Below are 25,621 nucleotides of genomic sequence, written 5' to 3'. Positions count from 1 at the left end.
TTTTTGTCGCGTTTGACAAAAAGTGACTCGCCGTAAGGGCGAAAAGGTGACTATGCGTCGCTATCGCAGCTGGAGTTTTCGCGCTATCAAAACCAGCGCTCAGGATTTCAAGCGCTGCAAAGGTGTGGGCGTTTACACCGCATGGGTATTCGTTCGCGTAGGCGACGCATAGGTATTCGTCCGCGTAGCAGAGGCCGCGATAAACCATCGGGAACCCTGCAAGCCCGGCCGACCTCTCACCCTCATGAGCCCGCTGCGGAGAACGCCGCCCATGAAACACCTCATACCATGGCTGCTGGCCACCAGCCTGACCGCCTGCGGCGACACCGCCCTGCTGAGTGTAAACGACGGCACCGGCCCTTCCCCCCAGCTACCCGCCCCCGTACGCACGCCCCTGCCCACCGTGAACATCGCCCCAGCAGTAGGCTGGCCGGAACATGCAAAACCCACGGCAGCCCCCGGCCTTCAGGTGAACGCGTTCGCCAGCGGCCTCGACCACCCCCGCTGGCTATACCTGCTGCCAAACGGCGACGTTCTCGTGGCCGAGACCAATGCCCCACCCAAGCCGGATGACGCCAAGGGCCTGCGCGGCTGGGCCATGAAAAAGGTCATGGCGCGTGCAGGGGCTGGCGTACCCAGCGCCAACCGCATCACCTTACTGCGCGATGCCGATCACGATGGTTCGGCAGAAACCCAGGTGCCGTTCATCGAGGGGCTGAACTCACCGTTCGGCATGGCCTTGATAGGCGATGACCTCTACGTCGCCGACACCGACAAGCTGCTGCGCTTTCATTACCAAAGCGGCGCAACCCACATCACCGACAAAGGCCAGGTGGTAACCGCGCTACCCGGCGGCCCGCTGAACCACCACTGGACAAAGAACGTGATCGCCAGCGCCGACGGCAAACACCTTTACGTGACAGTCGGTTCAAACAGCAATGTCGCCGAGAACGGAATGGACAAGGAACAAGGGCGGGCAGCGATCTGGGAAGTGAACCCGGCCAACGGCCAGCACCGGTTGTTCGCCACCGGGCTGCGCAACCCCAACGGCCTGGCCTGGGAGCCGAACACCGGCAGCCTGTGGACTGCCGTCAATGAACGCGACGAAATCGGCAGCGACCTGGTGCCCGATTACATCACCTCCGTGAAGGACGGCGGCTTTTATGGCTGGCCCTACAGTTACTACGGCCAGCATGTGGACAGCCGTGTGCAACCGCCCGCGCCGCAAAAGGTAGCCCAGGCGCTGGTCCCCGATTATGCTGTGGGGCCGCACACCGCCTCGCTGGGGCTGGCGTTCGCCGAACCGGGCGCGCTGCCTGCGCCATTCCAGCGCGGCGCGTTCGTCGGGCAACATGGCTCTTGGAACCGCAAGCCTCACAGTGGCTACAAGGTCATTTTCGTGCCGTTCGACCGCGCAGGCAAACCTGCAGGGAGCCCGGTGGACCTGCTGAGCGGCTTCCTGGATGAACAGGGCCAGGCCAAGGGGCGCCCGGTCGGTGTCATCAACGACGGACGCGGAGCGGTGCTGGTGGCAGACGATGTGGGCAACGTGGTCTGGCGGGTGAGCAAGGCAGCCGCCACCGCGCCGTAGCCCCGATCCCCTGCTATCAGGGGTTCTGCGCCAGGTGCCCTTGTGGAATCACCCGCTTGGCCTGCAGGTAGGCTTTGGCCCAGTAGCTGTTGGACAGGTAGTCCAAGCGCACGGTGCCACCCGTGGAAGGGGCATGCACAAAGCGCCCATCACCTACGTAGATACCTGCATGGCTGACTTGCGAGCCGCCACTGGTAGCGAAGAACACCAGGTCACCGGACTGCAACGCGTTGAGGTTTACGGTGGGCGCCCGCATGACGATCATCTCCCGCGTCGAGCGCGGCAGGCTGATGCCGGCGGCATCCCGGTAAACGTACTTGATCAGGCCGCTGCAATCGAAGCCGGAATCCGGCGTATTGCCACCCCAGCGGTAGGGCGTGCCCACCAGACCAATGGCGCGAATCAACACGTCATCGGCAACCGGCGAAGGGCTGGCCTGGCTATAGGAGGTGACCTCGGGCTTTATCACAGGGGCCGGCGCTGGGGCACGGCTGGAACAGGCAGCCAGCAAGGTTGCCAAGGAGAAGAATGCGAAGCGCGCCATCGTTGCCATGGCCATAACTTCCTGTCTGAGACCGCTGCGCCGCAGCTGAAAAGAGTTGAGAAATTAGATTAGACGCTTTCTGTAAATGCGCACGGCGGCGAGCTTTTTTTCAAAAGCACCGCCGCCGTGGCAGGGTACAGCATTTTGCTATCAGTTGCGCGCGATGTTGGTCGGCGCCATGGCCAAGGCGCGCTTGGCTTCAATGAAGGTCTTGCTCCAGTAGCGGTCACCGAGGCTGTCGATGCGCACGCCACCGCTGCGGCGGCTGCTGGAGTGGATGAACTGGTTGTCACCCAGGTAGATGCCGGCATGGCTGACGCGACCGCGGCCATTGGTGCTGAAGAACAGCAGGTCACCTGGCTTGAGTTTATTGCGCGCCACTTTCGGGGCATCGACGTTGATCATTTCACGCGTGGAGCGCGGCAGGGTCATGCCCGCCTCTTCGCGGAACAGGTAGCCGATGAAGCCACTGCAGTCGAAGCCGGACTTTTCCGAGGTACCGCCGAAGCGATACCGGGTGCCGATCAACGACATGCCGCGTTCCAGGATGCTGTCGGCCAGAACCGGCAGCTGGTAAGGCTTGCTGCTGGAGAACGACGCCAGGTCATCTTCGGTAGCCAGCTCTTCCGGTTCGCCGAATACCGACGAAGGCGAGGCTTGGGTTTTAACTGCCGCCTGAGCGGCGGCAGGGGTGTGATCCTGGGGCTGGGAAACCGGGCCTTGGGCCGCGCAGCCAAAAAGCAGGGTCACGAGTGCGAGTGGCACGAGGGGTGCAAAGCGCTTCAGCATGGGCACGACCGTGTCTGTAATCCTTTAGAAGGGGGAAACTATGCCCTCTATCATGGCCATTTGCAAATTTTATCGAAAAAGATGTGACTTTTTCGTTTTGCTGCTCTGGCCCAAGGATTTCAGGGGGTTACCAGCCGAGGGTTTCCTTGAGGAAAGGGATGGTGAGCTTGCGTTGGGCCTGCAGCGATGCCTGGTCGAGGCGCTCGAGCAGGTCGAACAGCGCACTCATGCTGCGTGCACCGCGGGTAAGGATGAAGTGCCCGACTTCGTCGGTGAGGTGCAGGCCGCGGCGCGAGGCACGCAGTTGTAGCGCACGCAGCTTGTCTTCATCGGACAGGCCACGCATCTGGAACACCAGGGCCAGGGTCAGCCGCGACTTCAGGTCCGGCAATTTCACCGGCAGTTCGCGCGGTGATGCCGAAGCGGCCAGCAACAGGCGTCGGCCGCTGTCACGCAGGCGGTTGAACAGGTGGAACATGGCCTCTTCCCAGTCTGGCTTGCCGGCGATCACATGCAGATCGTCTATGCAGACCAGTTCATACTGCGCCAGATAGTCGAGCAGCCCTACGCCACGCTCGAGCAGTTGCGCCAGTGGCAGGTAGACCGCGGGCTCACCGCGCTGCTGGAAACGGTGCGTGGCGGCCTGCAGCAGGTGGCTGCGGCCGACACCCTGCTTGCCCCACAGGTAGATAAGGCTTTCGGTCCAGCCGGCGTCGGCTTCGCACAACCGCTCGACGTAGCCCAATGCCGCAGCATTGGCGCCCGGATAGTAGTTGATGAAGGTGGCGTCATCGCGCAGGCGCACACCCAGGGGCAACTGGATCGGTGGTTTCATGCTCGCGGGCAGTCGATGAGACCGCAGGGGGCCTTAGGTGAACAATCTGCAAAGTCTATACCCGCAACGCGGGGCGCACAATCGCGGCAACCGATAGCGCAAGCAAAATCAACAGGTTGCGCTGCAACGCCCGACACTGCGCCACGCCAGGAGCGCCCCTCATGAAGCCGCGACGCGGTGGCTGGGGTTACAGCTCTGGGTCGACCTCCCCGGCATACATGTCCGACTCTTTATAAAGATCATGCACATGCCGCAGCAGCACCATGATCACCGCCGCCACCGGCAACGCCAGCAATACCCCGGTAAAACCGAACAGCTCGCCCCCCGCGAGGATGGCGAAGATCACCGCCACCGGGTGCAAGCCGATGCGGTCACCCACCAGCAACGGAGTCAGCACCATGCCTTCCAGTGCCTGCCCGATGACGAACACCGCGACAATGCCCAGCATCGGGTACAGGTCGCCGCCAAACTGGAACAGCCCGGCCACCAGCGCCGCGCCGATGCCGATGATGAAACCCATGTACGGCACGATGGCCGCCAGGCCGGCGAGCATGCCGATCAGCAGGCCCAGTTCCAGGCCCACCAGCATCAGCCCCACCGAATAGATGATGCCCAACGCCACCATCACCAGCAGCTGCCCGCGAACGAAGGCCCCCAGTACTTCATGGCACTCGCCAGCCAGGCCGACTATCTGGGGTTCGTGTTGGCGGGGCAACAGGCTGCGCAGTTTGGCCATCATCAGGTCCCAGTCCCGCAGCAGGTAGAAGCCCACGACCGGAATCATCACCATGTTGGCCAGCCAGGCGATCAGCGCCAGGCTCGAAGCGGTCGCCTGCGACAACACCACCCCGACAATGTCGGTGGTCTGGCCCATGTGCTCGCTGATCGCCGACTTGATCTTGTCGAACTTCCAGAAACCATCGGCCAGGCCAAGCCGCTGCTGCACCCACGGCAAGGCCACGTGCTGCAACCAGTCAAGCATCTGCGGCGCCAGCTCGTACAAGCGCACCAGCTGCTTGGCCAGCATCGGCACCAGCACCAGCAACAACGCCATGAACAGCAAGGTGAACAGCGCGAACACCACCACCACACCCCATGTCCGCGACAGCCCGCGGCGCTCCAGCCAATCAACCAGCGGGTCGGCCAGGTAGGCCAGCAGAATACCGATCAGAAAGGGCGTGAGAATGTTGTGCAAGCTATAGAGCAGCACGACAACCAGTAGTATGGCGCCGAGCCAGATCCAGCGACGCAGGTCAGTCAATGTCAGTACTCCTTACCAACGAAAACGCAGGCCGTCGAACGGCGGGGGTGTAGGTTGAGGCTCGGTAGCCGGGGCCTGGCCACCCGTAGGCACCGGCGTGGCCGGTACTGCGGCGGTTTGTTCCACCGGCAGCTCCTGCAACTTGGCCAGGCCCAGCTGGGCACGCAATTGCTCACGGTTGCCGGTCACGCCGTAGGTCAGGGTGGTGCCATCAGCCAACTGCAAGCGTGGGCCATAGGGTTCCAGCACCCGAGCCAACTCGGCGTAGCGCTGCAGGTTCATCCCCTGCACCTGCACCTGCAACTGGCTGCTGGCCCCCGGCCGGGTGACATAACGCGGTGCAAGGCGGTTGCCCACCGCCAGCATCACGGCATCAGCCAGTGCGGCCTGGTCGGTGCCCTCGGCAGTGCCCTGCTCGCGCTGGTCACCCAGCCACAGTTGCCATTTACCTTGCCACTTGCCATCGGCTTCCTGGGCATGCACCGCCAGCATGGCGTCGGCGCCGTAACGCTCGGCGGCCTCGCGCAGCGGCGCCGGGTCGCTGCCTTCGAGTTGCTTGGCATTGGCCACCAATTGCTCCTGCAGGTCGGCCAGCGGCAGGCGCAGCGGCAAACCGCGGTGCTGGGCGGCACGCCGCAGTGGCTGGGCACTGGGCTGGCCATCACCGACCAGGCTGCTGCCTTCGACACTGTCATTGAGCCACCAGCTGAGGATCGACGGCCGGTTGCTCCCCCACAAGGCCAGGCCAGCCTTGCGCAGTGCGCGCTCGGTACTGCCCGGGTCGAACTCGACCACAACCGATTCCGGCGGGCCCGCCTCGGTGCCGACCTGGTTGATGATTTGCTGCGGGTCTTTGCGCAGGCCCGCCAACCCTGGGCTTTGCACCGCCTTGGGGTCACCGGTCAGGCGCAGGATGAGGGTTTCGAGGGCCTTGCCGGTAGCGGCTGTACGCGCTTCGGCGCCCTGCCCCGCAAGCGGTTCGTGCACCTGGTAAAGGTCGGAGACGTTTTCAGCCATGGCGGCGGCCGACACAAGGGCCAGGCAACCGGCTGCCAGAATAGAGATCAAGCGCATCGAGGATTCCGTCCAGTCGTGCTTCAAGCCGTGAGCTTCACGCTACAAGCTTAATGCAGCGCCAACGCGGCGCTGCATTTTCTTACGGCCTGAGGCTCGCTGGTTGCAGCTTATACATATGCAACCCCATCAACCACCCCGGGCCATTTTTCAGCAATTTACCGGCCTGCCCGTCGGCCTGAGGATGGCCGCTGCCCGGCAACCCTGATAAAATCGCGCGCCTTCACAGACCACTGACGTTTCAGGCAGCCGTCGCTCACCCGCCGGCCCTGGCCGCCATGGTCGTTTTTAAGAATCCCTCCCTCCTAAAGGCCTGGATCAATGAGCAAGCAACCCTCCCTGAGCTACAAGGACGCCGGTGTAGACATCGACGCCGGCGAAGCACTGGTCGAACGCATCAAGGGCGTGGCAAAACGCACCGCACGCCCTGAAGTCATGGGTGGCCTGGGCGGCTTCGGCGCCCTTTGCGAGATCCCGGCCGGCTACAAGCAGCCGGTGCTGGTCTCCGGCACCGACGGCGTCGGCACCAAGCTGCGCCTGGCGCTGAACCTGAACAAGCATGACAGCATCGGCCAGGACCTGGTCGCCATGTGCGTCAACGACCTGGTGGTGTGCGGCGCCGAGCCGCTGTTCTTCCTCGACTACTACGCCACCGGCAAGCTCAATGTCGACGTGGCTGCCACCGTGGTCACCGGCATCGGTGCCGGTTGCGAACTGGCCGGCTGCTCGCTGGTCGGTGGTGAAACCGCCGAAATGCCTGGCATGTACGAAGGCGAAGACTACGACCTGGCCGGTTTCTGCGTGGGCGTGGTGGAAAAGGCCGATATCATCGACGGTTCCAAGGTTGCCACCGGCGATGCACTGATCGCCCTGCCGTCCTCCGGCCCGCACTCCAACGGCTACTCGCTGATCCGCAAGATCCTCGAAGTGTCGGCCACCGACATCGAGAACACCCAGCTGGGCGGCACCCCGCTGACCGACCTGCTGATGGCCCCGACCCGCATCTACGTCAAGCCGCTGCTGCAGCTGATCAAGAACACCGGCGCAGTCAAAGCCATGGCCCACATCACCGGTGGCGGCCTGCTCGACAACATCCCGCGCGTACTGCCGAAAAACGCCCAGGCCGTGGTAGACGTGGCCAGCTGGCAGCGCCCGGCGGTGTTCGACTTCCTGCAGGAAAAAGGCAACGTCGACGAGCACGAAATGCACCGCGTGCTGAACTGTGGCGTTGGCATGGTCATCTGCGTCGCCCAAGACCAGGTCGAAGCGGCCCTGAACGAACTGCGCGCCGCCGGTGAACAGCCATGGGTCATCGGCCACATCGCCGAAGCCGCCGAAGGCGCCGCCCAGGTCGAGCTGCAGAACCTCAAGGCACACTGATGCCGAGCAAGACCTGCAATGTAGTGGTACTGCTGTCGGGTTCCGGCAGCAACCTGCAAGCCATGATCGACAGTTGCCAAGGCCAGGACAGCCCGGTGCGCATTCGTGCGGTGGTCTCCAACCGCGCCGATGCCTTCGGCCTGCAACGCGCCGCAGCCGCCGGCATTGAAAGCGCCGTGCTTGACCACACCCGGTTCGACGGCCGTGAAGCCTTCGATGCAGCGCTGATGGCGCGCATCGACGGCTTTGCCCCGGACCTGGTGGTGCTGGCCGGGTTCATGCGCATCCTCAGTGGCGACTTCGTGCGCCACTATCAGGGCCGCCTGCTCAACATCCACCCGTCGTTGCTGCCCAAGTACAAAGGCCTGCATACCCACCGCCGGGCGCTGGAGGCAGGCGACGCCGAGCATGGCTGCAGCGTACACTTCGTGACTGAGGAACTCGATGGCGGCCCACTGGTCGTACAGGCAGTAGTGCCGGTGGCGCCAGACGACACCGTCGAAAGCCTGGCCCAGCGGGTTCACCAGCAGGAACACCTGATCTACCCGCTGGCAGTGCGCTGGTTTGCCGAAGGCCGCTTGCGCCTTGCTGAACAGGGTGCATTACTGGACGGCCAGCCGCTGGCGGCCAGCGGTCACTTGATTCGATCCTAGGAGAACTTATGCGTCGCGCCCTGCTCTTGGCTCTCGCCGTGCTCGCCCTGCCGCTCCAGGCAGCTGATCTGAAGCCCTTCTCGGCCAGCTACACCGCCGACTGGAAGCAGCTGCCCATGAGCGGCACCGCCGAGCGCAGCCTGGTCAAAAATGCCAACGGTACCTGGGACCTTAACTTCAAGGCTTCCATGATGATCGCCAGCCTGACCGAGCAAAGCACCCTGCGCCTGGAAAACGACACCCTGCTGCCACAGAAGTACCACTTCGAGCGTGGTGGCCTGGGCAAGGCCAAGAAGGTCGACCTGAACTTCGACTGGAACACCAAGAAAATCACCGGTAGCGACCGGGGCGACGCCATTACCCTGCCGCTCAACCGCGGGGTACTGGACAAGTCTTCCTACCAGCTGGCCTTGCAGCATGACGTGGCGGCAGGCAAGAAGAGCATGACTTACCAGGTAGTCGATGGCGACGAGATCGACAATTACGACTTCCGCGTGCTGGGCACTGAAAAAGTCACCACCAAGACCGGCCAGGTCGATGCGGTGAAGGTCGAGCGCGTGCGCGACCCAAGCCAGAGCAAGCGTATCACCGAGCTGTGGTTTGCCAAGAACTGGGACTACCTGCTGGTGCAACTGCGCCAGGTGGAGACCGATGGCAAGGAGTATGTGATCGTACTGCAGGATGGTACGGTCGATGGCAAGCCGGTGAAGGGTAACTGAGCCCGCGTTGCCAGTGACATCAGATAGCCCCGCCTAGTGCGGGGCTTTTTTGTGCCTGCACAAGGCCGCTCCCACATTTTTTGACCGCGTTCGGCCTTCATGAAACTTGTTTCATGCCCGTTTTATTTACTTAGGCTGCTAACAAACCCTATAAAGAAGGTGTGCGACAGAGTGTCGCAGCCCTCTCAAGAAGTGGAGTTTAACGATGACAGTCCAAGTAACCGAACGCGACGAATCGAAAATGTCCCACGAAGGCGTGGCCGCTGGTGTACGCATCTGGGATGTGCACCAGCAAGGTCAACTGGTCGGCATGTTCCACAATGAACACGAGGCCCACCAGTACCGGGCAGAGCTCGAGAACCTGGAAAACCAGCGCACCACGCAATGACCCCATTCGTCATGAAAAACCCCGCCGAAGCGGGGTTTTTCGTTTTTACCACATCAGATCGTCAGGGATCTTGTAGGCCGCGTACGGGTCATCTTCGTCCGCTTCCTCAACATGGGTGTTCAGCAACAGGATACGGCTAGGGTCGCGTTCCTGGATCTTCACCGCTGCTTCGCGCGGGATCACCTCGTAACCGCCGGCATGGGCCACCACCGCCAACGAACCGTTGCTCAGCTTGGTACGCATCAGCGCGTTGACGGCGATACGCTTGACCTTCTTGTCGTCAACGAAGTTGTAATAGTCCTCTGTGCTCAGCTTGGGCAGGCGCGTGGCTTCGATCAGTTGCTTGATCTGTGCGGCACGGGCCTTCTGCTCCGCCTTTTCCTGCTGCTGGCGGTTCAGCTCCTGGTCGCGCTTGACCTTTTCGGCCATGGCTTCCTTGGCCAGACGCTGCTGGCTGTCGTCGACGTCGACCTGGCCTTTGTGCTCCATGCGCTTCTGTTTCTTTTCAGCTTTGTTGGTCTGCGAGACCTGTTTCTGGTTGACCAGACCGGCTTTGAGCAATTGGTCGCGAAGGGAAAGGCTCATGAATGTTCACTCACTTATGCAACAGCTCAGCCGCAGCTGGGCAGGTTCTTTTCCTGACGCTTGGCTTCGCCCCACAGGGCGTCCAGCTCGTCAAGGTTACACGCTTCAATAGGGCGACCGCTGTCGCGCAATGCCTGTTCGATAAAGCGGAAACGCCGCTCGAACTTGCGATTGGCGCGGCGCAGGGCATGTTCCGGATCTTGCTTGAGGTGGCGCGCCAGGTTCACGGCCGCGAACAGCAGGTCACCGACCTCATCTTCGAGCGCATCGGCATCGCCATCGGCCATGGCCTGTAGCACTTCGTCCAGTTCTTCACGGACCTTGTCCAGCACCGGCAGCGCTGCAGGCCAGTCGAAGCCGACCGTGGCCGCACGCTTTTGCAGTTTGGCCGCCCGCGACAGCGCCGGCAAGGTCGTGGGTACGTCGTCGAGCAGGGACAACTGCTCAGGCAGGCTTTTTTCCGCCCGTTCCTGGGCCTTTATTTCTTCCCAGCGCGACTTGACCTGGGCCTCGCTCAAGCGGGGGGTGTCCAGCGGCGCATACAGCTCACCCGTGGGGAACACATGCGGGTGGCGCCGAATGAGCTTGCGGGTGATGCTGTCGACCACGCCATCGAACTCGAAACGCCCCTCCTCCCTGGCCAGCTGGCTGTAGTAGACCACCTGGAACAGCAAGTCGCCCAGCTCACCTTGCAGGTGCTCGAAGTCACCGCGCTCGATGGTGTCGGCGACTTCGTAGGCCTCTTCGAGGGTATGCGGGACGATGCTCGCGTAGTTCTGCTGCAGGTCCCATGGGCAACCGTACTGCGGGTCGCGCAGGCGGGCCATGAGGTGCAGCAGGTCTTTGAGGGTGTAGGTCATTCAGGCAGGTCCTTCGGTGGTGGCTTCATCGCGGGCTTGCCCGCTGCCACAGGGTGGATGCAGGTTTCGAAAACTGCACCGTACCTGTGGGAGCGGGCAAGCCCGCGAAGCAGGCGCCGCGGTCTCAAGGGGTACGGTTACGCCGCGTCTCGATGATGTTCGGCAACTGCGAGATGCGCCCCAACAACCGCCCCAGCGCGTCCAGGCCTGGAATTTCGATGGTCAGCGACATCAGCGCGGTGTTGTCTTCCTTGTTCGAGCGGGTGTTCACCGCCAGCACGTTGATCTTCTCGTTCAGTAGCACCTGCGACACATCGCGCAGCAACCCCGGGCGGTCGTAGGCACGGATGACGATGTCGACCGGGTAGGTCTGCACCGGTATCGGCCCCCAGCTCACCTGGATCATGCGCTCCGGTTCCTTGCCTGCCAGTTGCAGCACCGATGCGCAATCCTGGCGGTGAATGCTCACGCCACGGCCTTGCGTGATGTAACCGACGATGGCATCGCCCGGCAGTGGCTGGCAGCAGCCGGCCATCTGCGTCAGCAGGTTGCCAACCCCCTGGATCTGGATGTCGCCACGCTTGCCGGAACGCGGCCCGGCAGGCTTGCGCGGCACCAGTTCGATCTGCTCGATGCGCTCGGGCTCCAGCAACTGCTGGGCAGCGTTGACCAGGTGCGCCAGGCGCAGGTCGCCAGCACCGAGCGAAGCGAACATGTCTTCGGCGGTCTTGACGTTGGTTTTCTCCGCCAGGCGCTCGAAGTCCACCTGCGGCAGGCCCAGGCGGCTGAGCTCCCGTTCGAGCAAGGTCTTGCCGGCGGCCACGTTCTGGTCGCGCGCCTGCAGCTTGAACCAGTGCACGATCTTGGCCCGGGCCCGCGACGTGGTGACATAGCCCAGGTTCGAGTTCAACCAGTCACGGCTCGGGTTGCCGTGCTTGCTGGTGATGATCTCGACCTGCTCGCCCGTCTGCAGGCTGTAGTTCAGCGGCACGATCCGGCCGTTGATCTTGGCGCCGCGGCAGTTGTGGCCGATTTCGGTGTGCACGCGGTAGGCGAAGTCCAGCGGTGTCGCACCCTTGGGCAGGTCGATGGCATGCCCGTCCGGGGTAAACACATAAACCCGGTCCGGCTCGATGTCGACCCGCAGTTGCTCGGCCAGGCCACCGATGTCGCCCAGCTCTTCGTGCCATTCCAGCACCTGGCGCAGCCAGGAGATCTTTTCTTCGTAGTGGTTGGAGCTTGGCTTGACGTCGGTGCCTTTGTAGCGCCAGTGGGCGCACACGCCAAGCTCGGCTTCCTCGTGCATGCCGTGGGTACGGATCTGCACTTCCAGCACCTTGCCCTCAGGCCCGATTACCGCCGTGTGCAACGAGCGATAGCCGTTCTCCTTGGGGTTGGCGATGTAGTCGTCGAACTCTTTGGGGATGTGCCGCCACAAGGTGTGGACGATGCCCAGTGCGGTATAGCAGTCGCGAATTTCCGGCACCAGCACACGCACTGCGCGCACATCGTAGATCTGGCTGAATTCCAGGCCTTTGCGCTTCATCTTGCGCCAGATCGAATAAATGTGTTTTGCCCGGCCGCTGATGTCGGCTTTCACCCCGGTGGCCAGCAGTTCGTTCTGCAGCTGGTTCATCACGTCGCTGATGAACCGTTCGCGGTCCAGCCGGCGCTCGTGCAGCAACTTGGCGATCTGTTTGTACTGCTCGGGCTCCAGGTAGCGGAAGGACAAGTCCTCCAGCTCCCACTTGATATGGCCGATACCCAGGCGGTGCGCCAACGGCGCATAGATGTCGAACACCTCACGCGCGACGCGCAGGCGTTTCTCATCGTCGGCCGCCTTGACCGCACGGATGGCGCAGGTCCGCTCGGCCAGCTTGATCAGCGCCACGCGTACGTCGTCGACCATGGCCACAAGCATCTTGCGCAGGTTTTCGACCTGCGCCTGCGAGCCCAACACCAGCGACTGCCGCGGGCTGAGGCTGGCGCTGATGGCGGCCATGCGCAGCACGCCGTCGATCAGCTTCGAGACCACCGGCCCAAAGCGCTGGCTGACCTCGGCCAGCGTGACCTTCCCCTCGCGCACCGAACGGTAGATGACCGCGGCCACCAGCGAATCCTGGTCGAGCTTGAGGTCGGCGAGGATTTCGGCAATTTCCAGCCCTGCCTGAAAGCTGGACGTGCCGTCCGCCCAGGAATGCTTGGCGGGGTTGCCCTTTTTTTCGACCTCGTGAGCAAACTCGCAGGCTTCTTTCAGCGCTGCGCGATCCAGTGCCGAATCGACACTTACCACATGATCCAGCCATGCATCGAGATTGATACTGCCGTCCGTGTTGACCGGCTGGTGCACTCTCACCTGTACCATCTTGTTTTACCTTTCCATACAGCGCTGCACTCACGGCGGCGCTGGCGATCACCGTACAGCCACCCTTCCGTGGCGGCCGCACCAACGGGCCAGTCAGCTAGCCCGCTTCGAATAACGCCATGGCCTCGACATGCGCCGTTTGAGGAAACATGTCGAGAATCCCGGCCCGTGTTAACCGGTACCCCTGGCCGGCCAGCACCTGGGCGTCTCGCGCCAGTGTGGCCGGGTTGCACGATACATAGACCAGCCTGCTGGCCTTGAGGCGGGCGATGCCTTGCACCACCTCGTAAGCACCGTCGCGCGGTGGGTCCAAGAGTACCGCAGAAAAGCCCTCGGCGGCCCATCCGGTGCCGGCCAATGGCTGCGATAAATCGGCCTGAAAAAACCGTGCGTTATGCACATTGTTGTTTCTGGCGTTGGCCGCGGCCCGATCGACCATGGCTTGCACACCTTCCACTGCCACCACTTCACGCGCCTGGCGTGCCAGCGGCAGGGCGAAGTTGCCCAGGCCGCAGAACAGGTCGAGCACCCGCTCATCGGCCTGCGGCGCAAGCCAGGCCAGCGCCTGCTCGATCATCGCCGTATTGACCTGGGCGTTGACCTGCACGAAGTCGCCAGGGCGCCAGGCCAGCTCAAGCTGCCACGGCGCCAGGGCAAAGCCCAATGGCGCCGCAGGTTCGACGGGCGCCGGTTCACCTTCGCCTTGCAGCCATAACTGCGCGTTGGCCTGCTCGCAGAACGCCTGCAACCGGGCCAGGTCCTGCGCCGGCAATGGCGCCACATGGCGCACCAGCAGCGCTTCGGCAGAGCCGCTGAACAGCTCCACATGGCCCAGGGCCTGCGGTTTTTCCAGCGAACGCAGCACGGTCGGCAGGTGGCGCAGAATCGACTGCAAGGGCTGTACCAGCACCGGGCAATCGTCGATGGCGATGATGTCCTGGCTGGCTTCGGCACGGAAGCCGACCTGCAGCTGGCGCGCCTTGACGTCCCAGCGCACTGCCACGCGAGCACGGCGCCGGTAGCCGAACGCCGGCCCGCTGAGCGGCGGCGCCCAGGCGTCGGGCTGCACACCGGCCACCCGTTGCAGTTGTTCGGCCAAGGTCCGCTGCTTCAACGCCAGTTGCGCCTCGTGCGGCAGGTGCTGCAGGGTGCAGCCACCACAGCGGCTATAGTGCCGACAGGGCGCTTCACGGCGCTCGGGGCTGGCCTGCAGCACACGCTCCAGGCGGGCCTCGACCACCTTGCCGCGTGCATTGAGCACCCGCGCTTCCACGGCCTCACCGGCCAGGGCGCCACTGACGAACCAGGTACGCCCTTCATGGAAGGCAATGCCGCGGCCGTCGCCGGCCAGGCGCTCGATGTCCAGGCGCTGCTTCTTGCCCACGGGGACCTGGGGGCTGCGGCTACCGCCGGCCGGCTGGAAGCGCAGGCCGCTGCTGGTTTTTTTCTTGGTCATTTAGCTGGGATCGAACAGGCCGGTGGACAGGTAACGGTCACCGCGGTCGCAAATGATCGCCACCATTACTGCATGCTCAACCTCACGGGACAGGCGCAGCATGGCGGCAACCGCACCACCGGAAGACACGCCGCAGAAAATGCCCTCTTCGCGGGCAAGGCGGCGGGTGGTGTCTTCGGCTTCCTGCTGCGACATGTCGACCACGCGGTCTACGCGCGTGGCGTCGAAGATCTTTGGCAGGTACTCCTGCGGCCAACGGCGGATACCCGGGATGGCCGAACCTTCCATCGGTTGCAGGCCGATGATCTGCACGGCCGGGTTTTGCTCCTTGAGGTACTGCGAGCAGCCCATGATGGTGCCGGTGGTCCCCATGGAGCTGACGAAATGGGTGACGCTGCCCTGTGTCTGCTGCCAGATTTCCGGGCCGGTGCTGTTGTAGTGGGCCACCGGGTTGTCACCGTTGGCGAACTGGTCCAGCACCAGGCCGCGGCCTTCACGCTGCAGCTTGTCGGCCAGGTCGCGGGCACCTTCCATGCCCTCTTCCTTGGTCACCAGAATCAGCTCGGCGCCGTAGGCGGTCATGGCCGCCTTGCGCTCAGCGGTGGAGTTGTCCGGCATGATCAGGATCATCTTGTAGCCCTTGATCGCCGCCGCCATCGCCAAGGCGATGCCGGTGTTGCCGGAGGTGGCTTCGATCAGGGTGTCACCGGGCTTGATCTGGCCACGCAGTTCGGCGCGGGTGATCATCGACAGGGCCGGGCGGTCCTTCACCGAGCCGGCGGGATTGTTACCTTCGAGCTTGAGCAGGAGGGTATTGCTGGTTTGGCCAGCAATGCGCTGCAGGCGAACCAGTGGCGTATTGCCGACGCAATCGGCGATGGTTGGGTACTGCAAGGTCATGGTGTATTTCACAATCCGGACGGCAGGGGCGCCTATCATACCGGCAAACCCTTCCCCGCCATATCACGCAATCTGTAGTGGATATAGCTACAGGCTATATGATGGGGGCTGCTGCACCAGCAACCTCATGCACAGGCGTAACCCGCGCTTGCCGTTCTGTGCCCACAGCGTGCCACCCTGGCGCTGGATGGCGCTGCGGGCAATGCTCAGCCCCAGGCCAAAGCCACCCATGCCGGCCCGCGAACCTTCCAGGCGCAAGAACGGCGCGAAAATCCGCTCCAGCTCATCGTCGCCCACGCCACCGCCCTCGTCTTCCAGCCACAGGCACCAGTAGCCACCTTCGCGCTGCCCACCCAAGCGCACGACACCGTCGGCCGGCGAATACCGAATGGCATTGCGCAGCAGGTTCTCCAGCGCCTGGGCCAAGTGGTTGAGGTTACCCTGCACCCAGCAACCGTCTGGTACCTCGCAACGCAGCCGCGTGGGCGCCCAGCCACTTTCATAGCAGGCATTCTCGGCCAGCAGGTCCCACAAGGCCTGAACCTCGATCGGCTCCAGGTTCATCGGCGCACGCTCGGCGTCCTGCCAGGCCAGTTGCAGGGTTGCCTCGACCAGTTGCTGCATGCCGTCCAGTTCCCGACCAAGGCGCTCGCGCAGGCGTTGCAGATCGGTTTCCCCATCGCAAGCCACGCGCAAACGGCTCAGGGGGGTGCGCATTTCATGGGACAAGTCGCGCAGCAGCTGTTGTTGCAGGGTGACGGTGCCCTGTAGCCGCTCGGCCATCTGGTCGAAGGCGCGGGCCAGTTCCCCCAGCTCGTCGTGCCGGGCGATGAGCCGCGAATCAAGGCGAGCCGAAAGCTGGTCGGCACGCCAGGCCCGGGCCTGCTCGCGCAGTTGGTTCAACGGCACGATCAGCATGCGGTACAGGCCCACGCACAGCAGCAAGGTGAACAGGCCCGGGATGATGCCGTTGGTGATGATGCGCCACAGCACGCGGTGCTGGTCCGGGTTGAAGCGCTTGGGCAGTTCGATCACCAGCATGCCCTGCTCGGGCGCACCGGGGAACGGGATGCGTAGCCACGGCTGCTCGACGCTGCGCCGGCTCATCGGCCAGTCGACCCCACGCAGGCGGGTCAGCCGCTGCATGATCTGCGGGTTGAGGGCCGCGCTGTCGAGCGGTTTCAGGTTGATATCGAGCACACCCACCCAGCCATGTTCACGCTGGTGCATCGCCGCCACCCACTGGTCCAGCCCGGCCCGACCACCGCTGCGCCAAGCCTGCTCGGCCTCGCTGGCATAGCCGCGCAAGGTCTGGCGCGCCGGCTCCGACAAGAAGGCGTTCTGCAGCTCCATGCGCTGGCCCCAGGTGTAGCTGAGGCCGATCATCAGCAGGCAGAAGCCGACCAGCAGGATGGCCAGTTTCCAGAACAGCGAATGGCGGTCGAGCATGCTATTGCGCCTCACTCACGCCGAACACGTAGCCCTTGCCCCATACGGTGCGGATCTGCAACCCCTGATAACCGATGCCCTTGAGCTTGCGGCGGATCTGGCTGACATGCATGTCCAGGCTGCGGTCGTGCCGCGAATAGCCGCGTTGCAACACCTGCTGGTACAGGAACGCCTTGCTCAGCACTTCCTCCTGGTTGCGGTAAAGGGTGTCGAGCAGGCGAAACTCGCTGGGGGTCAGCCCGGCCAGACGGCCATCAAGGCGCACATCGCACAGGCCCTCGTCGAAGTGCAGCGCGCCCGCCTCTGGCGGCGGCTGCGGCGCCTGGTAGCGGCGTTCGAGCGCTACACGGCGCAGGATCGCTTCAATGCGCACTTGCAGCTCAGCCATGCTGAAGGGTTTGGGCAGGTAGTCGTCGGCCCCGCGTTGAAAGCCGCTGATGCGGTCTGCCTCGGCGCCCAGCGCCGACATCAGAATCACCGGTGTGGTACTGCGCTGGCGCAACTGGGCCAGCGCATCCAGACCATTCAACCCAGGCAGCAGAATATCCATGAGCACCACGTCGAAGACCTGGCGGCCTGCCGTTTCCAGGCCCTCCAGGCCACTGCGGCACCAGGTGACGTGGAAGCCACCGCGCTGCAGCTCTTCATGCAGGTAGGCGCCCAGCACCGGGTCGTCCTCGATGGCGAGGACACTGGAGTTGTGAATAGCTACAGGACTCATTGGCAACTGCCATGCATTCTCAATTACGCGATTATTGTGTATGTGCGCCCTGCCAGGCAACCGCGATACGACCCGTGCTGCAGGATCGGCGCAAAACACCGACTAAACAGATGCAATGGCGTGCCAGGCAGAGTAACGTCGCGTCTTGGCCGTCACCCACTGACGGTGGCCAGGCACATCACAGGAGGCGAGTGTGCTCGATCGTTTGGGAATCCGCAGCCGGGTCCTGCTGCTGGCACTGTTACCGGCAGGCCTGATGGCGCTGGTGCTGGGCAGTTATTTCACCTGGCTGCAACAAAACGACCTGCGCACCCAGTTACTGCAGCGCGGCAAGATGATCGCCGAACAGCTGGCGCCGCTGGCCGCCCCGGCCATGGCCCGGTTGGCGCCTGCGCAGCTGGAGCGCATCGCCGCGCAAACCCTGGAGCAGAGCGACGTGCGCTCGGTTGCCTTCCTGGCGCCGGACCGCACGCGCCTGGCCCATGCCGGGCCGAGCATGCTCAACCAGCCACCCAGCGGCGGCACCGGCACCCAGTTGCTGCAGCGCAGCGGCAATGACGCCACCCGCTACCTGATGCCCGTGTTCGGCCACCACCGGGACCTGGCCACCGAGGCCGTGCCTGCCGAAGCCGAGCGGCTGCTGGGCTGGGTCGAGATCGAGCTGTCCCACGATGGCACCCTGCTGCGCGGCTACCGCAACCTGTTCACCAGCCTGTTGCTGATCCTCGCCTGCCTGGTGCTCAGCGGCCTGCTGGCATTGCGCATGAGCCGCTCGATCAACGACCCCATCGAACGTATCAAGCACGCGGTCAACCAGCTCAAGGACGGCCACCTCGAAGAGCGCCTGCCGACCATGGGCAGCCATGAGCTGGACGAACTGGCGCGCGGCATCAACCGCATGGCCGAAACCCTGCACAACGCCCATGAAGAACTGCAGCACAGCATCGACCAGGCCACCGAAGACGTGCGCCAGAACCTGGAAACTATCGAAATCCAGAACATCGAGCTGGACATGGCGCGCAAGGAGGCACTGGAGGCCAGCCGCATCAAGTCGGAGTTCCTGGCCAACATGAGCCATGAGATCCGCACCCCGCTCAACGGCATTCTCGGCTTTACCCACCTGCTGCAGAAAAGCGAGATGACCCCGCGCCAGCTGGACTACCTGAGCACCATCGAAAAGTCGGCCGACAACCTGCTGGGCATCATCAACGAAATTCTCGATTTCTCCAAGATCGAGGCCGGCAAGCTGGTGCTGGACAGCATCCCGTTCAACCTGCGCGACCTGATCCAGGACACCCTGACCATTCTGGCCCCCGCCGCCCATGCCAAGCAGCTGGAACTGCTCAGCCTGGTCTACCGCGACACGCCCACGTCGCTGGTCGGTGACCCGCTGCGGCTCAAGCAAATCCTCACCAACCTGGTCAGCAACGCCATCAAGTTCACCCGCGAGGGCACCATTGTCGTGCGCGCCATGCTCGACGATGAGCATGAGGATCATGCCCAACTGCGCATCAGCGTGCAGGATACCGGCATCGGCCTGTCACCGCAGGATGTGCGTACACTGTTCCAGGCTTTCAGCCAGGCCGATAACTCGCTGGCCCGGCAGCCAGGTGGTACCGGCCTGGGCCTGGTGATTTCCAAGCGCCTGATCGAGCAGATGGGTGGCGAAATCGGCGTCGACAGCACCCCGGGCGAGGGCTCGCAGTTCTGGATCAGCCTGAACCTGCCCAAGGCGCACGACGATATCGAGGAACTACCGCTGCAAGCGCTGCTGGGTCGCCGTGCCGCCATCGTCGATAACCATGAACTGGCCCGGCAGGCCCTGGAGCACCAACTGCAAGACTGTGGCCTGAGTGTCAGCCTGTTCGCCACCTACGACCAGTTGCTGCAAGCCGTGCAGGCCGCCAGCCAGGCCGGGCAGCCATTCGAGCTGGCGGTGCTGGGCGCCAACCTGGGCAACCTGTCGCCAGAACAACTGGGCCGCTACCATCAACAGCTCGAACGCTACCATTGCCAGTGCGTGGTGCTGTGCCCGACCACCGAGCAGGCGCTGTACCACCCCTTCCTGCCCAATGGCCATGGCCAGTTGCTGTCCAAGCCTACCTGCACGCGCAAATTGCGCCGGCTGCTGCTGGAGCTGGTCCAGCCCCGCCGCCTGCAGGGCGAGGTGAACAGCCGCAACGGCCCGCGGCGGCCGAAAATACTGTGTGTCGACGACAACCCTGCGAATTTGCTGCTGGTGCAGACGCTGCTCGAGGACCTGGGTGCCGAAGTACTGGCGGTCGACAATGGCTATGCGGCACTGCAGGCCGTGCAGCAGGAACCCTTCGACCTGGTGCTGATGGATGTGCAGATGCCCGGCATGGACGGCCGCGCCTGTACCGAACAGATTCGCCGCTGGGAAAACACCCAAAGTGGCAACCCATTGCCGATCGTCGCCCTCACCGCCCATGCCATGGCCAACGAGAAACGCGCATTGCTGCACGGCGGCATGGATGACTACCTGACCAAGCCGATCAGTGAACGGCAACTGGCACAGGTGGTGATGAAATGGACCGGTCTCAGCCTGGGCACGCCGCAGCAGGCGCCGGCTGAACCCACCGGCAACGGCGATGAACTCAAGGTGCTCGATCCGCAAGAAGGCCTACGCCTGGCAGCCGGAAAAGCGGACCTTGCCGCCGATATGCTGAACATGCTGCTGGCCTCGCTGGAGGCCGACCGCGAAGCCATCCGCGCCGCGCGCCTGGCCAATGACCATGAGGGCCTGATCGAACAGGTACACCGCCTGAACGGGGCTTCACGCTATTGCGGCGTGCCGCAGTTGCGCGCGGCGTGCCAGCGCAGTGAAACCTTGCTCAAGCAGGACAGCCCGCAGGCCCAGCAGGCACTGGATGAACTGGATGCGGCGATCAGCCGCCTGGCAGCCCAGGCGCGGTCGAGCGCTTGAACTCACTGCCAACAGCTACCCCGGACACGCCCGACAAAGGAACCCTGACCATGCGCGCGCTAGTGTTCAGCAGCCAGCATTACGACCAGGAAAGCTTCACCCGAGCCGCCAGCGGTAACCCCCTGGAGCTGCATTTCCAGCCTGCCCGCCTGAGCCTCGACACCGCAGCGCTGGCCGACGGCTACGAGGTTGTCTGCGCCTTCATCAATGACGAACTGGACGCCCCGGTGCTGCAGCGCCTGGCCGACGGCGGCACGCGCCTGATCGCCCTGCGTTCGGCCGGCTACAACCACGTCGACCTGGCCGCTGCGCAACGCCTGGGCCTGGCCGTGGTGCGCGTACCCGCCTACTCACCGCACGCGGTGGCGGAGCACGCCGTGGCGCTGATCCTGGCGCTCAACCGGCGCCTGCACCGGGCCTACAACCGCACCCGTGAAGGGGACTTTACCCTGCATGGCCTGACCGGCTTCGACCTGCATGGTAAAACGGTTGGAGTCGTGGGTACCGGCCAGATCGGCGCAGCCTTCGCCCGCATCATGGCCGGTTTCGGCTGCCAGTTGCTGGCCTACGACCCCTACCCCAACCCGGAACTGCTGGCCCTCGGCGCGCGCTACCTGCCACTGCCCGAACTGCTACGCGAAGCGCGCATCATCAGCCTGCACTGCCCGTTGACCGAACACACCCGGCACCTGATCAACGCCCGGAGCCTGGCCGAAGTCCAGCATGGCGCCATGCTGATCAACACCGGCCGCGGCGCACTGGTCGACACCCCGGCACTGATCGACGCGCTGAAAAGCGGCCAGCTCGGCTACCTGGGGCTGGATGTCTATGAAGAGGAAGCCCAGCTGTTCTTCGAGGACCGCTCCGACCAGCCGCTGCAAGACGATGTGCTGGCGCGCCTGCTGACCTTCCCAAATGTCATCATCACCGCACATCAGGCGTTCCTGACCCGCGAGGCGCTGGCTGCGATCGCCACTACCACGCTGGACAACATCAACTGCTGGGCGGCAGGCAATCCACAGAATCTGGTCATGGGTTAATGCTAGGATACGCGGCATTTCTGGAGGACCCATGGTCGAGCACGATTTCCGCTATACCCTTTTCAACCCGCAACACACCCTGATCGAGTGCCGCGCCCTGGTGCCAGGCCGCTATCAGGTCACTGGCAACGGCGGTTCGATGCACAAAGGCGATACCCTGCTGGTGACCCTCAAAGGCAGCAAGGACCTGGCCATGCGCCTGACCGTGGAGAGCGTGCGCCACCTGATCAACCCGCGCGGCCAGTGGGTTGCCGTGGCCACTGGCCCAGTGTTCAACGCGCTGGAAATCCTCAACTGGAAGGTTGAGTGCGACAACTGTGACGCCGCCCTGGACTTCGAGTTCGCCGTAGACGCCAAGCTGGGCAAGCAAGCCCGCCAGCCTGCTGCCAGCGCACGTATCGCCGAGCTGGGCTGGGCCAGCCGTGGCGACAAGCATGTGTGCCCGCGTTGCCAGGAGAGCGCCGAGTGAAGAATCTGCTGACCGGCGCGCTGATTGCCACCGGCCTGCTCGGCTGCGCTGCACAACCTTTGAAGTTGCAGCAGGAGCGCAGCTATGTGCTGGAGTGGATTGGTGAGCGCCCGTTGATCGACTACAGCCACCTGACCCTGACCTTGGCCAGCGATGGCCGTGCCTATGGCAATGCCGGGTGCAACCACTGGTTTGCGCCCTACACGCTGGACGGCGAGCATCTGAGCTTCGGCAAGGTCGGCAAGACCCGCAAGCTGTGTGCGCCGGCGCTGATGGAGCAGGAAAAACGCTTCCTGCAGGCGCTGGAAACGGTGCAGCGCTGGGATGTGTCGCCCATCGAGCAACTGCGCTTCTGGCCGGCCGAGGGCAAGCCGCTGCGCTTCTGGCCTGAAGAAGGCTGAGCGCAGCTGCAAGCTGCAAGCTGCAAGCTTCAAGCTTCAAGCTTCAAGCTTCAAGAAAAAGCAGATCCTAGCACCGGTCTGCTTTTCTTGTAGCTTGTAGCTTGTAGCTTGTAGCTTGTAGCTTGTAGCTTGTCTCTTGTCGCTTGTCACCCCTGCTTCAGGGCCTTGATCCTGGCCTGCAGCCCTTCGAGGGTCTGTTCGCCCAGCAACTGCTCACGCACCTTGCCCTTGTCATCGATGATGTAGGTTACCGGCAACGCCTCGCTGCGCGGCAGGTCATAGCGCTCGGCCGGGTCCTGGGCCAGTACGGTGAACCCGATGCCCAGGGTTTCGGCGGCCTGCTTCAGGTCCTGGCCCTGCAAACCATCGAAATTCACCCCCACCACCTTGATACCCTCGGCCGCCCACTGCTTGGCCGCGGTATTGAGTTCCGGGATTTCAGTGCGGCACGGGCCGCACCATTCCGCCCAGTAATTGAGCACCAGCCAGTGCCCGTCGATCTGTTCGGCCTTAACCGTATTGCCGTGCTGGTCTACGCCATAATCGGCACCGCAACCACCGAGCATCAGGCTCGCGGTGATGGCCAGTACTGCTGCCAGACGCCTTGCCATGGATCAATCCTTCTCGAGTTTTAAAGCAAACTGGTCAGTCGCTGCGGTTAGAATAGCCGCCACAACCAGCTGGATGCGACCCCACATGACTGACCTCACGCTCTATCATAACCCGCGCTGCTCAAAATCCCGCGGCGCGCTGGAACTGCTCGAAGCCCGTGGCCTAACCCCGGTCATCGTGCGCTACCTCGAGACCCCGCCAGACGCCGCCACGCTCAAGACCTTGCTCGGCAAGCTGGGCCTGGCCCCACGGCAGCTGCTGCGCACGGGTGAGGATGAATACAAGGCATTGAACCTGACCGACCCTGCACTGACCGACGCACAGCTGATCGAGGCCATGGTCCAGCACCCCAAGCTGATCGAGCGGCCGATCCTGGTTGCCGGTGACAAGGCGGTGATCGGTCGCCCACCGGAAAAAGTGCTGGAGATCCTGCCGTGAGCCAACCCTACATCCTGGTGCTTTACTACAGCCGCCATGGCGCCACCAGCGAAATGGCCAGGCACATCGCCCGCGGCATCGAGCTGGCCGGCATGGAAGCGCGCCTGCGCACGGTGCCGGCGATTTCCACCGAATGCGAAGCCGTGGCCCCGGACATTCCGGCCAGCGGCGCGCTGTACGCCACCCTCGACGACCTGCGCCACTGCGCCGGCCTGGTGCTGGGTAGCCCGACCCGCTTCGGCAACATGGCGGCACCGCTCAAGTACTTCCTCGATGGCACCAGCAGTCTGTGGCTGGGCGGTGAACTGGTAGGCAAGCCCGCCGGTGTGTTCACGTCTACCGCCAGCCTGCACGGTGGCCAGGAAACCACGCTGCTGTCGATGATGCTGCCGCTGATGCACCACGGCATGCTGGTAATGGGCCTGCCCTACAGCGAATCGGCACTGCTGGAAACCCGCGGTGGTGGCACCCCTTATGGCGCCAGCCACCATGCCGGGGCAGACGGCAAGCGTGAACTCGACCCGCACGAGATCGCCCTGTGCCGCGCCCTTGGCCAACGCCTGGCGAGCACCGCCAAGGCCCTGGAGGCCGCGCGTGGCTAGGAAGCCCAAGGTGTTGCCGCCGCTGGCTTGGCTGGCACCGCGCTTGCGCCTGACGCGGGCGCTTAGCCTGGCATTTTTCTTTGGCCTGATTGCCCTGCTGGTGGTGAACAACCTGTGGTTCGCCAACCTGCATGGGGCTCGGGTCGAGGTGATCCTGGCGATCGAACTGGTGCCGCTGCTATTGCTGCTGCCGGGCATGCTGCTGGGCAGCGCCCGGGCGCATGCCTGGACCTGCTTCGTGGTGAATATCTACTTCATCAAGGGCGTGCTGGCAGCCTTCGACCCGGCGCGGGCGGTGTTTGGCTGGGTTGAAGTGCTGGTCAGCCTGGGGCTGTTCATTGCCGGGCTGCTGTATGTGCGCTGGAAGTTCCAGCATGAGCGGCGCATGGCCGGCGAAGGCAGTTGAGTCAAGGGGCTGCCTTGCAGCCCAATCGCCGGCAAGCCAGCGCAGGTCTGCACATGGCTTGAGGCTGATGCGGTCGAGGTGGGAGATTCTATGGTTCCTGGCAAGGGTAGCCGCTGCATCTTCAGTGCCTGTGAGATTGAGCGCCGCCCGCGCGGCGCATCGCGAGCTGCGCTCGCTCCTACGTTTGTTTCGGGCCAGTAACCCCTGTGACAGATGCGCGCGGCCGCCTTGTTCGTACGACGCGATTTTGAGGCATGCGCCAAGGCGTTCGCGCGCAAATCCCACAGAAATAATTGGCCCGAAACAAACGTAGGAGCGAGCGCAGCTCGCGATGCGCCGCGCGGGCGGCGCTCGCTCTAACAGGCGCTGCATACCTTGTGGCAAACACCTGTCAGCCCTGATGCGATCCCCGTGGGAGCTGGCTTGCCGGCGATTGGGCCGCACAGCGGCCCCGGCATGCTCAATGGTTGACGGTATGCGCCAGCATCACCGACAACTGGCACAGCGGCCGCCCGCTTTCGGCGTGCCACTGGTTGAACACCTGCTGCACCAGCGCCAGGTCGCGCTGGCTGGTCGGCTGCTTGTCGATCACTTTTTGGGCAATCAGCGCCGCCGCCATGTCCTCGGTCGGGACAAAGGTATCCTTGCCAACCATGCGCAAGAACCGTGGCGCCGACAAACCGCCGAGCTGGTTGCCATGCTTGGCCAGGTACTTCCACAGCCCGACAATGTCGGTCACCGGCCAGTCGGCAATGAACGCGCCAAAACTGCCATGCACCTTGGCGATGTCCAGCACCATCTGTGCATTGCGTGGCACGCTCTTGAGTTTGCCCAGGTGGCGGATGATGCGCTGATCCTGCATCAGCCGCTCCAGGTGTTCGGCGCCCATCAACACCACTTTTTCCGGGTCGAAGCCGAAAAACACCTGCTCGAAGGCCGGCCACTTGGCATCCACCAGGCTGTGCTTAAGGCCAGCGCGAAATACACGCAGGGCCAAGGTCGACAAGTAGCGGTCGTCGCTGATCTGGCGCAGTTGCGCCGGCGTGCGCGGCTGCGGCAGGAAGGCTTCCAGCGCCTGGGCAGAGCCGAAGCGGTTCAGGCAGTACTCATGCAGCCACTGATAATCGCGCATAGGC

26 protein-coding genes are annotated in these 25,621 nt (G+C 63.7%); 12 read left to right on the top strand and 14 right to left on the bottom strand.

Annotated features, from left to right (window positions below; all coding sequences use genetic code 11):
* Positions 1–271: 271 nt before the first annotated feature.
* Entirely contained in the window at positions 272–1,591 is a 1,320-nt protein-coding gene (locus QME24_RS19170; RefSeq protein ID WP_260778588.1) for a sorbosone dehydrogenase family protein, read from the top strand.
* A 16-nt stretch (positions 1,592–1,607) separates the two neighbouring features.
* Here QME24_RS19170 and QME24_RS19165 read toward each other — a convergent pair whose 3' ends face one another.
* The 5 genes from QME24_RS19165 to QME24_RS19145 form a co-directional block, all read right to left on the bottom strand.
* On the bottom strand, positions 1,608–2,144 hold the full coding sequence (locus tag QME24_RS19165) for a C40 family peptidase (RefSeq protein WP_281690957.1): 537 nt from the start codon (positions 2,142–2,144) through the stop codon (positions 1,608–1,610).
* A 141-nt stretch (positions 2,145–2,285) separates the two neighbouring features.
* Positions 2,286–2,924 carry an NlpC/P60 family protein gene (locus tag QME24_RS19160; protein ID WP_281690956.1) on the bottom strand — a complete coding sequence of 213 codons (639 nt, stop codon included), beginning with the start codon at positions 2,922–2,924 and terminating at the stop codon, positions 2,286–2,288.
* A gap of 127 nt (positions 2,925–3,051) precedes the next feature.
* Positions 3,052–3,759, bottom strand: a complete 708-nt coding sequence (hda, locus tag QME24_RS19155) for a DnaA regulatory inactivator Hda (RefSeq protein WP_009683956.1) — start codon at positions 3,757–3,759, stop codon at positions 3,052–3,054.
* Positions 3,760–3,946: 187 nt separating this feature from the next.
* Entirely contained in the window at positions 3,947–5,020 is a 1,074-nt protein-coding gene (locus QME24_RS19150) for an AI-2E family transporter (protein ID WP_029886609.1), read from the bottom strand.
* Between the two features lie 12 nt (positions 5,021–5,032).
* Positions 5,033–6,094: a DUF2066 domain-containing protein gene (locus QME24_RS19145; protein WP_154211881.1), complete on the bottom strand. Its 1,062-nt coding sequence runs from the start codon at positions 6,092–6,094 to the stop codon at positions 5,033–5,035.
* 321 nt (positions 6,095–6,415) lie between these two features.
* Here QME24_RS19145 and purM point away from each other — a divergent pair, with 321 nt between their 5' ends.
* The 4 genes from purM to QME24_RS19125 all read left to right on the top strand — a co-directional run bounded on the left by purM (position 6,416) and on the right by QME24_RS19125 (position 9,234).
* Positions 6,416–7,474, top strand: a complete 1,059-nt coding sequence (gene purM, locus QME24_RS19140) for a phosphoribosylformylglycinamidine cyclo-ligase (RefSeq protein WP_009683953.1) — start codon at positions 6,416–6,418, stop codon at positions 7,472–7,474.
* Positions 7,474–8,127: a phosphoribosylglycinamide formyltransferase gene (purN, locus tag QME24_RS19135; protein ID WP_029886607.1), complete on the top strand. Its 654-nt coding sequence runs from the start codon at positions 7,474–7,476 to the stop codon at positions 8,125–8,127. The genes purM and purN overlap by 1 nt, the downstream gene beginning before the upstream one ends.
* An 8-nt stretch (positions 8,128–8,135) precedes the next feature.
* Positions 8,136–8,846, top strand: coding sequence for a DUF3108 domain-containing protein (locus tag QME24_RS19130; protein ID WP_029886606.1), 711 nt, complete (start codon positions 8,136–8,138; stop codon positions 8,844–8,846).
* A gap of 205 nt (positions 8,847–9,051) precedes the next feature.
* Positions 9,052–9,234: a hypothetical protein gene (locus QME24_RS19125; protein WP_029886605.1), complete on the top strand. Its 183-nt coding sequence runs from the start codon at positions 9,052–9,054 to the stop codon at positions 9,232–9,234.
* 45 nt (positions 9,235–9,279) lie between these two features.
* On the opposite strand, the gene QME24_RS19120 is transcribed toward QME24_RS19125, so the two are convergent.
* The 7 genes from QME24_RS19120 to QME24_RS19090 all read right to left on the bottom strand — a co-directional run bounded on the left by QME24_RS19120 (position 9,280) and on the right by QME24_RS19090 (position 17,570).
* Positions 9,280–9,819, bottom strand: coding sequence for a DUF2058 domain-containing protein (locus tag QME24_RS19120; protein ID WP_054881991.1), 540 nt, complete (start codon positions 9,817–9,819; stop codon positions 9,280–9,282).
* Positions 9,820–9,845: 26 nt separating this feature from the next.
* Positions 9,846–10,679 carry a nucleoside triphosphate pyrophosphohydrolase gene (gene mazG, locus QME24_RS19115; protein ID WP_281690955.1) on the bottom strand — a complete coding sequence of 278 codons (834 nt, stop codon included), beginning with the start codon at positions 10,677–10,679 and terminating at the stop codon, positions 9,846–9,848.
* Between the two features lie 124 nt (positions 10,680–10,803).
* Positions 10,804–13,044 carry a GTP diphosphokinase gene (gene relA / locus QME24_RS19110; protein ID WP_009684292.1) on the bottom strand — a complete coding sequence of 747 codons (2,241 nt, stop codon included), beginning with the start codon at positions 13,042–13,044 and terminating at the stop codon, positions 10,804–10,806.
* Positions 13,045–13,141: 97 nt separating this feature from the next.
* Positions 13,142–14,500, bottom strand: a complete 1,359-nt coding sequence (gene rlmD / locus QME24_RS19105; RefSeq protein ID WP_029887223.1) for a 23S rRNA (uracil(1939)-C(5))-methyltransferase RlmD — start codon at positions 14,498–14,500, stop codon at positions 13,142–13,144.
* Entirely contained in the window at positions 14,501–15,400 is a 900-nt protein-coding gene (gene cysM / locus QME24_RS19100; RefSeq protein WP_029887222.1) for a cysteine synthase CysM, read from the bottom strand.
* An 87-nt stretch (positions 15,401–15,487) separates the two neighbouring features.
* Positions 15,488–16,849, bottom strand: coding sequence for a sensor histidine kinase (locus QME24_RS19095; protein ID WP_232893047.1), 1,362 nt, complete (start codon positions 16,847–16,849; stop codon positions 15,488–15,490).
* Between the two features lies 1 nt (position 16,850).
* On the bottom strand, positions 16,851–17,570 hold the full coding sequence (locus QME24_RS19090; RefSeq protein ID WP_281690954.1) for a response regulator transcription factor: 720 nt from the start codon (positions 17,568–17,570) through the stop codon (positions 16,851–16,853).
* Positions 17,571–17,763: 193 nt separating this feature from the next.
* Here QME24_RS19090 and QME24_RS19085 point away from each other — a divergent pair, with 193 nt between their 5' ends.
* Genes QME24_RS19085 through QME24_RS19070 form a run of 4 tightly spaced genes read left to right on the top strand, consistent with a single transcriptional unit; the run spans position 17,764 to position 22,427 of the window.
* Positions 17,764–20,517: a response regulator gene (locus QME24_RS19085; RefSeq protein ID WP_054881989.1), complete on the top strand. Its 2,754-nt coding sequence runs from the start codon at positions 17,764–17,766 to the stop codon at positions 20,515–20,517.
* A gap of 50 nt (positions 20,518–20,567) precedes the next feature.
* A complete protein-coding gene (locus tag QME24_RS19080) occupies positions 20,568–21,557 on the top strand; it encodes a 2-hydroxyacid dehydrogenase (RefSeq protein WP_029887451.1) in 990 nt (329 codons plus the stop codon).
* Positions 21,558–21,588: 31 nt separating this feature from the next.
* Complete coding sequence (locus tag QME24_RS19075; protein WP_029887452.1) at positions 21,589–22,026, top strand: hypothetical protein; 438 nt, start codon at positions 21,589–21,591, stop codon at positions 22,024–22,026.
* Entirely contained in the window at positions 22,023–22,427 is a 405-nt protein-coding gene (locus QME24_RS19070) for an META domain-containing protein (protein WP_009684284.1), read from the top strand. The genes QME24_RS19075 and QME24_RS19070 overlap by 4 nt, the downstream gene beginning before the upstream one ends.
* A gap of 146 nt (positions 22,428–22,573) precedes the next feature.
* Here the strand turns inward: QME24_RS19070 and QME24_RS19065 are convergent, their stop codons facing one another.
* Entirely contained in the window at positions 22,574–23,038 is a 465-nt protein-coding gene (locus QME24_RS19065) for a TlpA disulfide reductase family protein (protein WP_009684283.1), read from the bottom strand.
* Positions 23,039–23,123: 85 nt separating this feature from the next.
* Between QME24_RS19065 and arsC the strand changes: the two genes are divergently transcribed.
* From arsC to QME24_RS19050, 3 genes are read left to right on the top strand one after another with little or no spacing between them, the layout of a single operon-like run.
* Positions 23,124–23,477, top strand: coding sequence for an arsenate reductase (glutaredoxin) (gene arsC, locus QME24_RS19060; RefSeq protein ID WP_154211880.1), 354 nt, complete (start codon positions 23,124–23,126; stop codon positions 23,475–23,477).
* Positions 23,474–24,079, top strand: coding sequence for an NAD(P)H:quinone oxidoreductase (gene wrbA / locus QME24_RS19055; RefSeq protein ID WP_029887453.1), 606 nt, complete (start codon positions 23,474–23,476; stop codon positions 24,077–24,079). Before arsC ends, wrbA begins: the two co-directional genes overlap by 4 nt.
* Positions 24,072–24,485, top strand: a complete 414-nt coding sequence (locus tag QME24_RS19050; protein ID WP_029887454.1) for a DUF2069 domain-containing protein — start codon at positions 24,072–24,074, stop codon at positions 24,483–24,485. Before wrbA ends, QME24_RS19050 begins: the two co-directional genes overlap by 8 nt.
* A 460-nt stretch (positions 24,486–24,945) precedes the next feature.
* Here the strand turns inward: QME24_RS19050 and QME24_RS19045 are convergent, their stop codons facing one another.
* Positions 24,946–25,617, bottom strand: a complete 672-nt coding sequence (locus tag QME24_RS19045; protein ID WP_029887431.1) for a DNA-3-methyladenine glycosylase I — start codon at positions 25,615–25,617, stop codon at positions 24,946–24,948.
* Between the last annotated feature and the right edge of the window lie 4 nt (positions 25,618–25,621).

The sequence above is a fragment of the Pseudomonas sp. PARCl1 genome (assembly GCF_947311875.1).
In the GTDB taxonomy this organism is placed as follows: domain Bacteria; phylum Pseudomonadota; class Gammaproteobacteria; order Pseudomonadales; family Pseudomonadaceae; genus Aquipseudomonas; species Aquipseudomonas juntendi.
The sequence above is the reverse complement of the archived record's forward strand: the minus strand, read 5'-3'. Positions and strand labels throughout refer to the sequence as shown.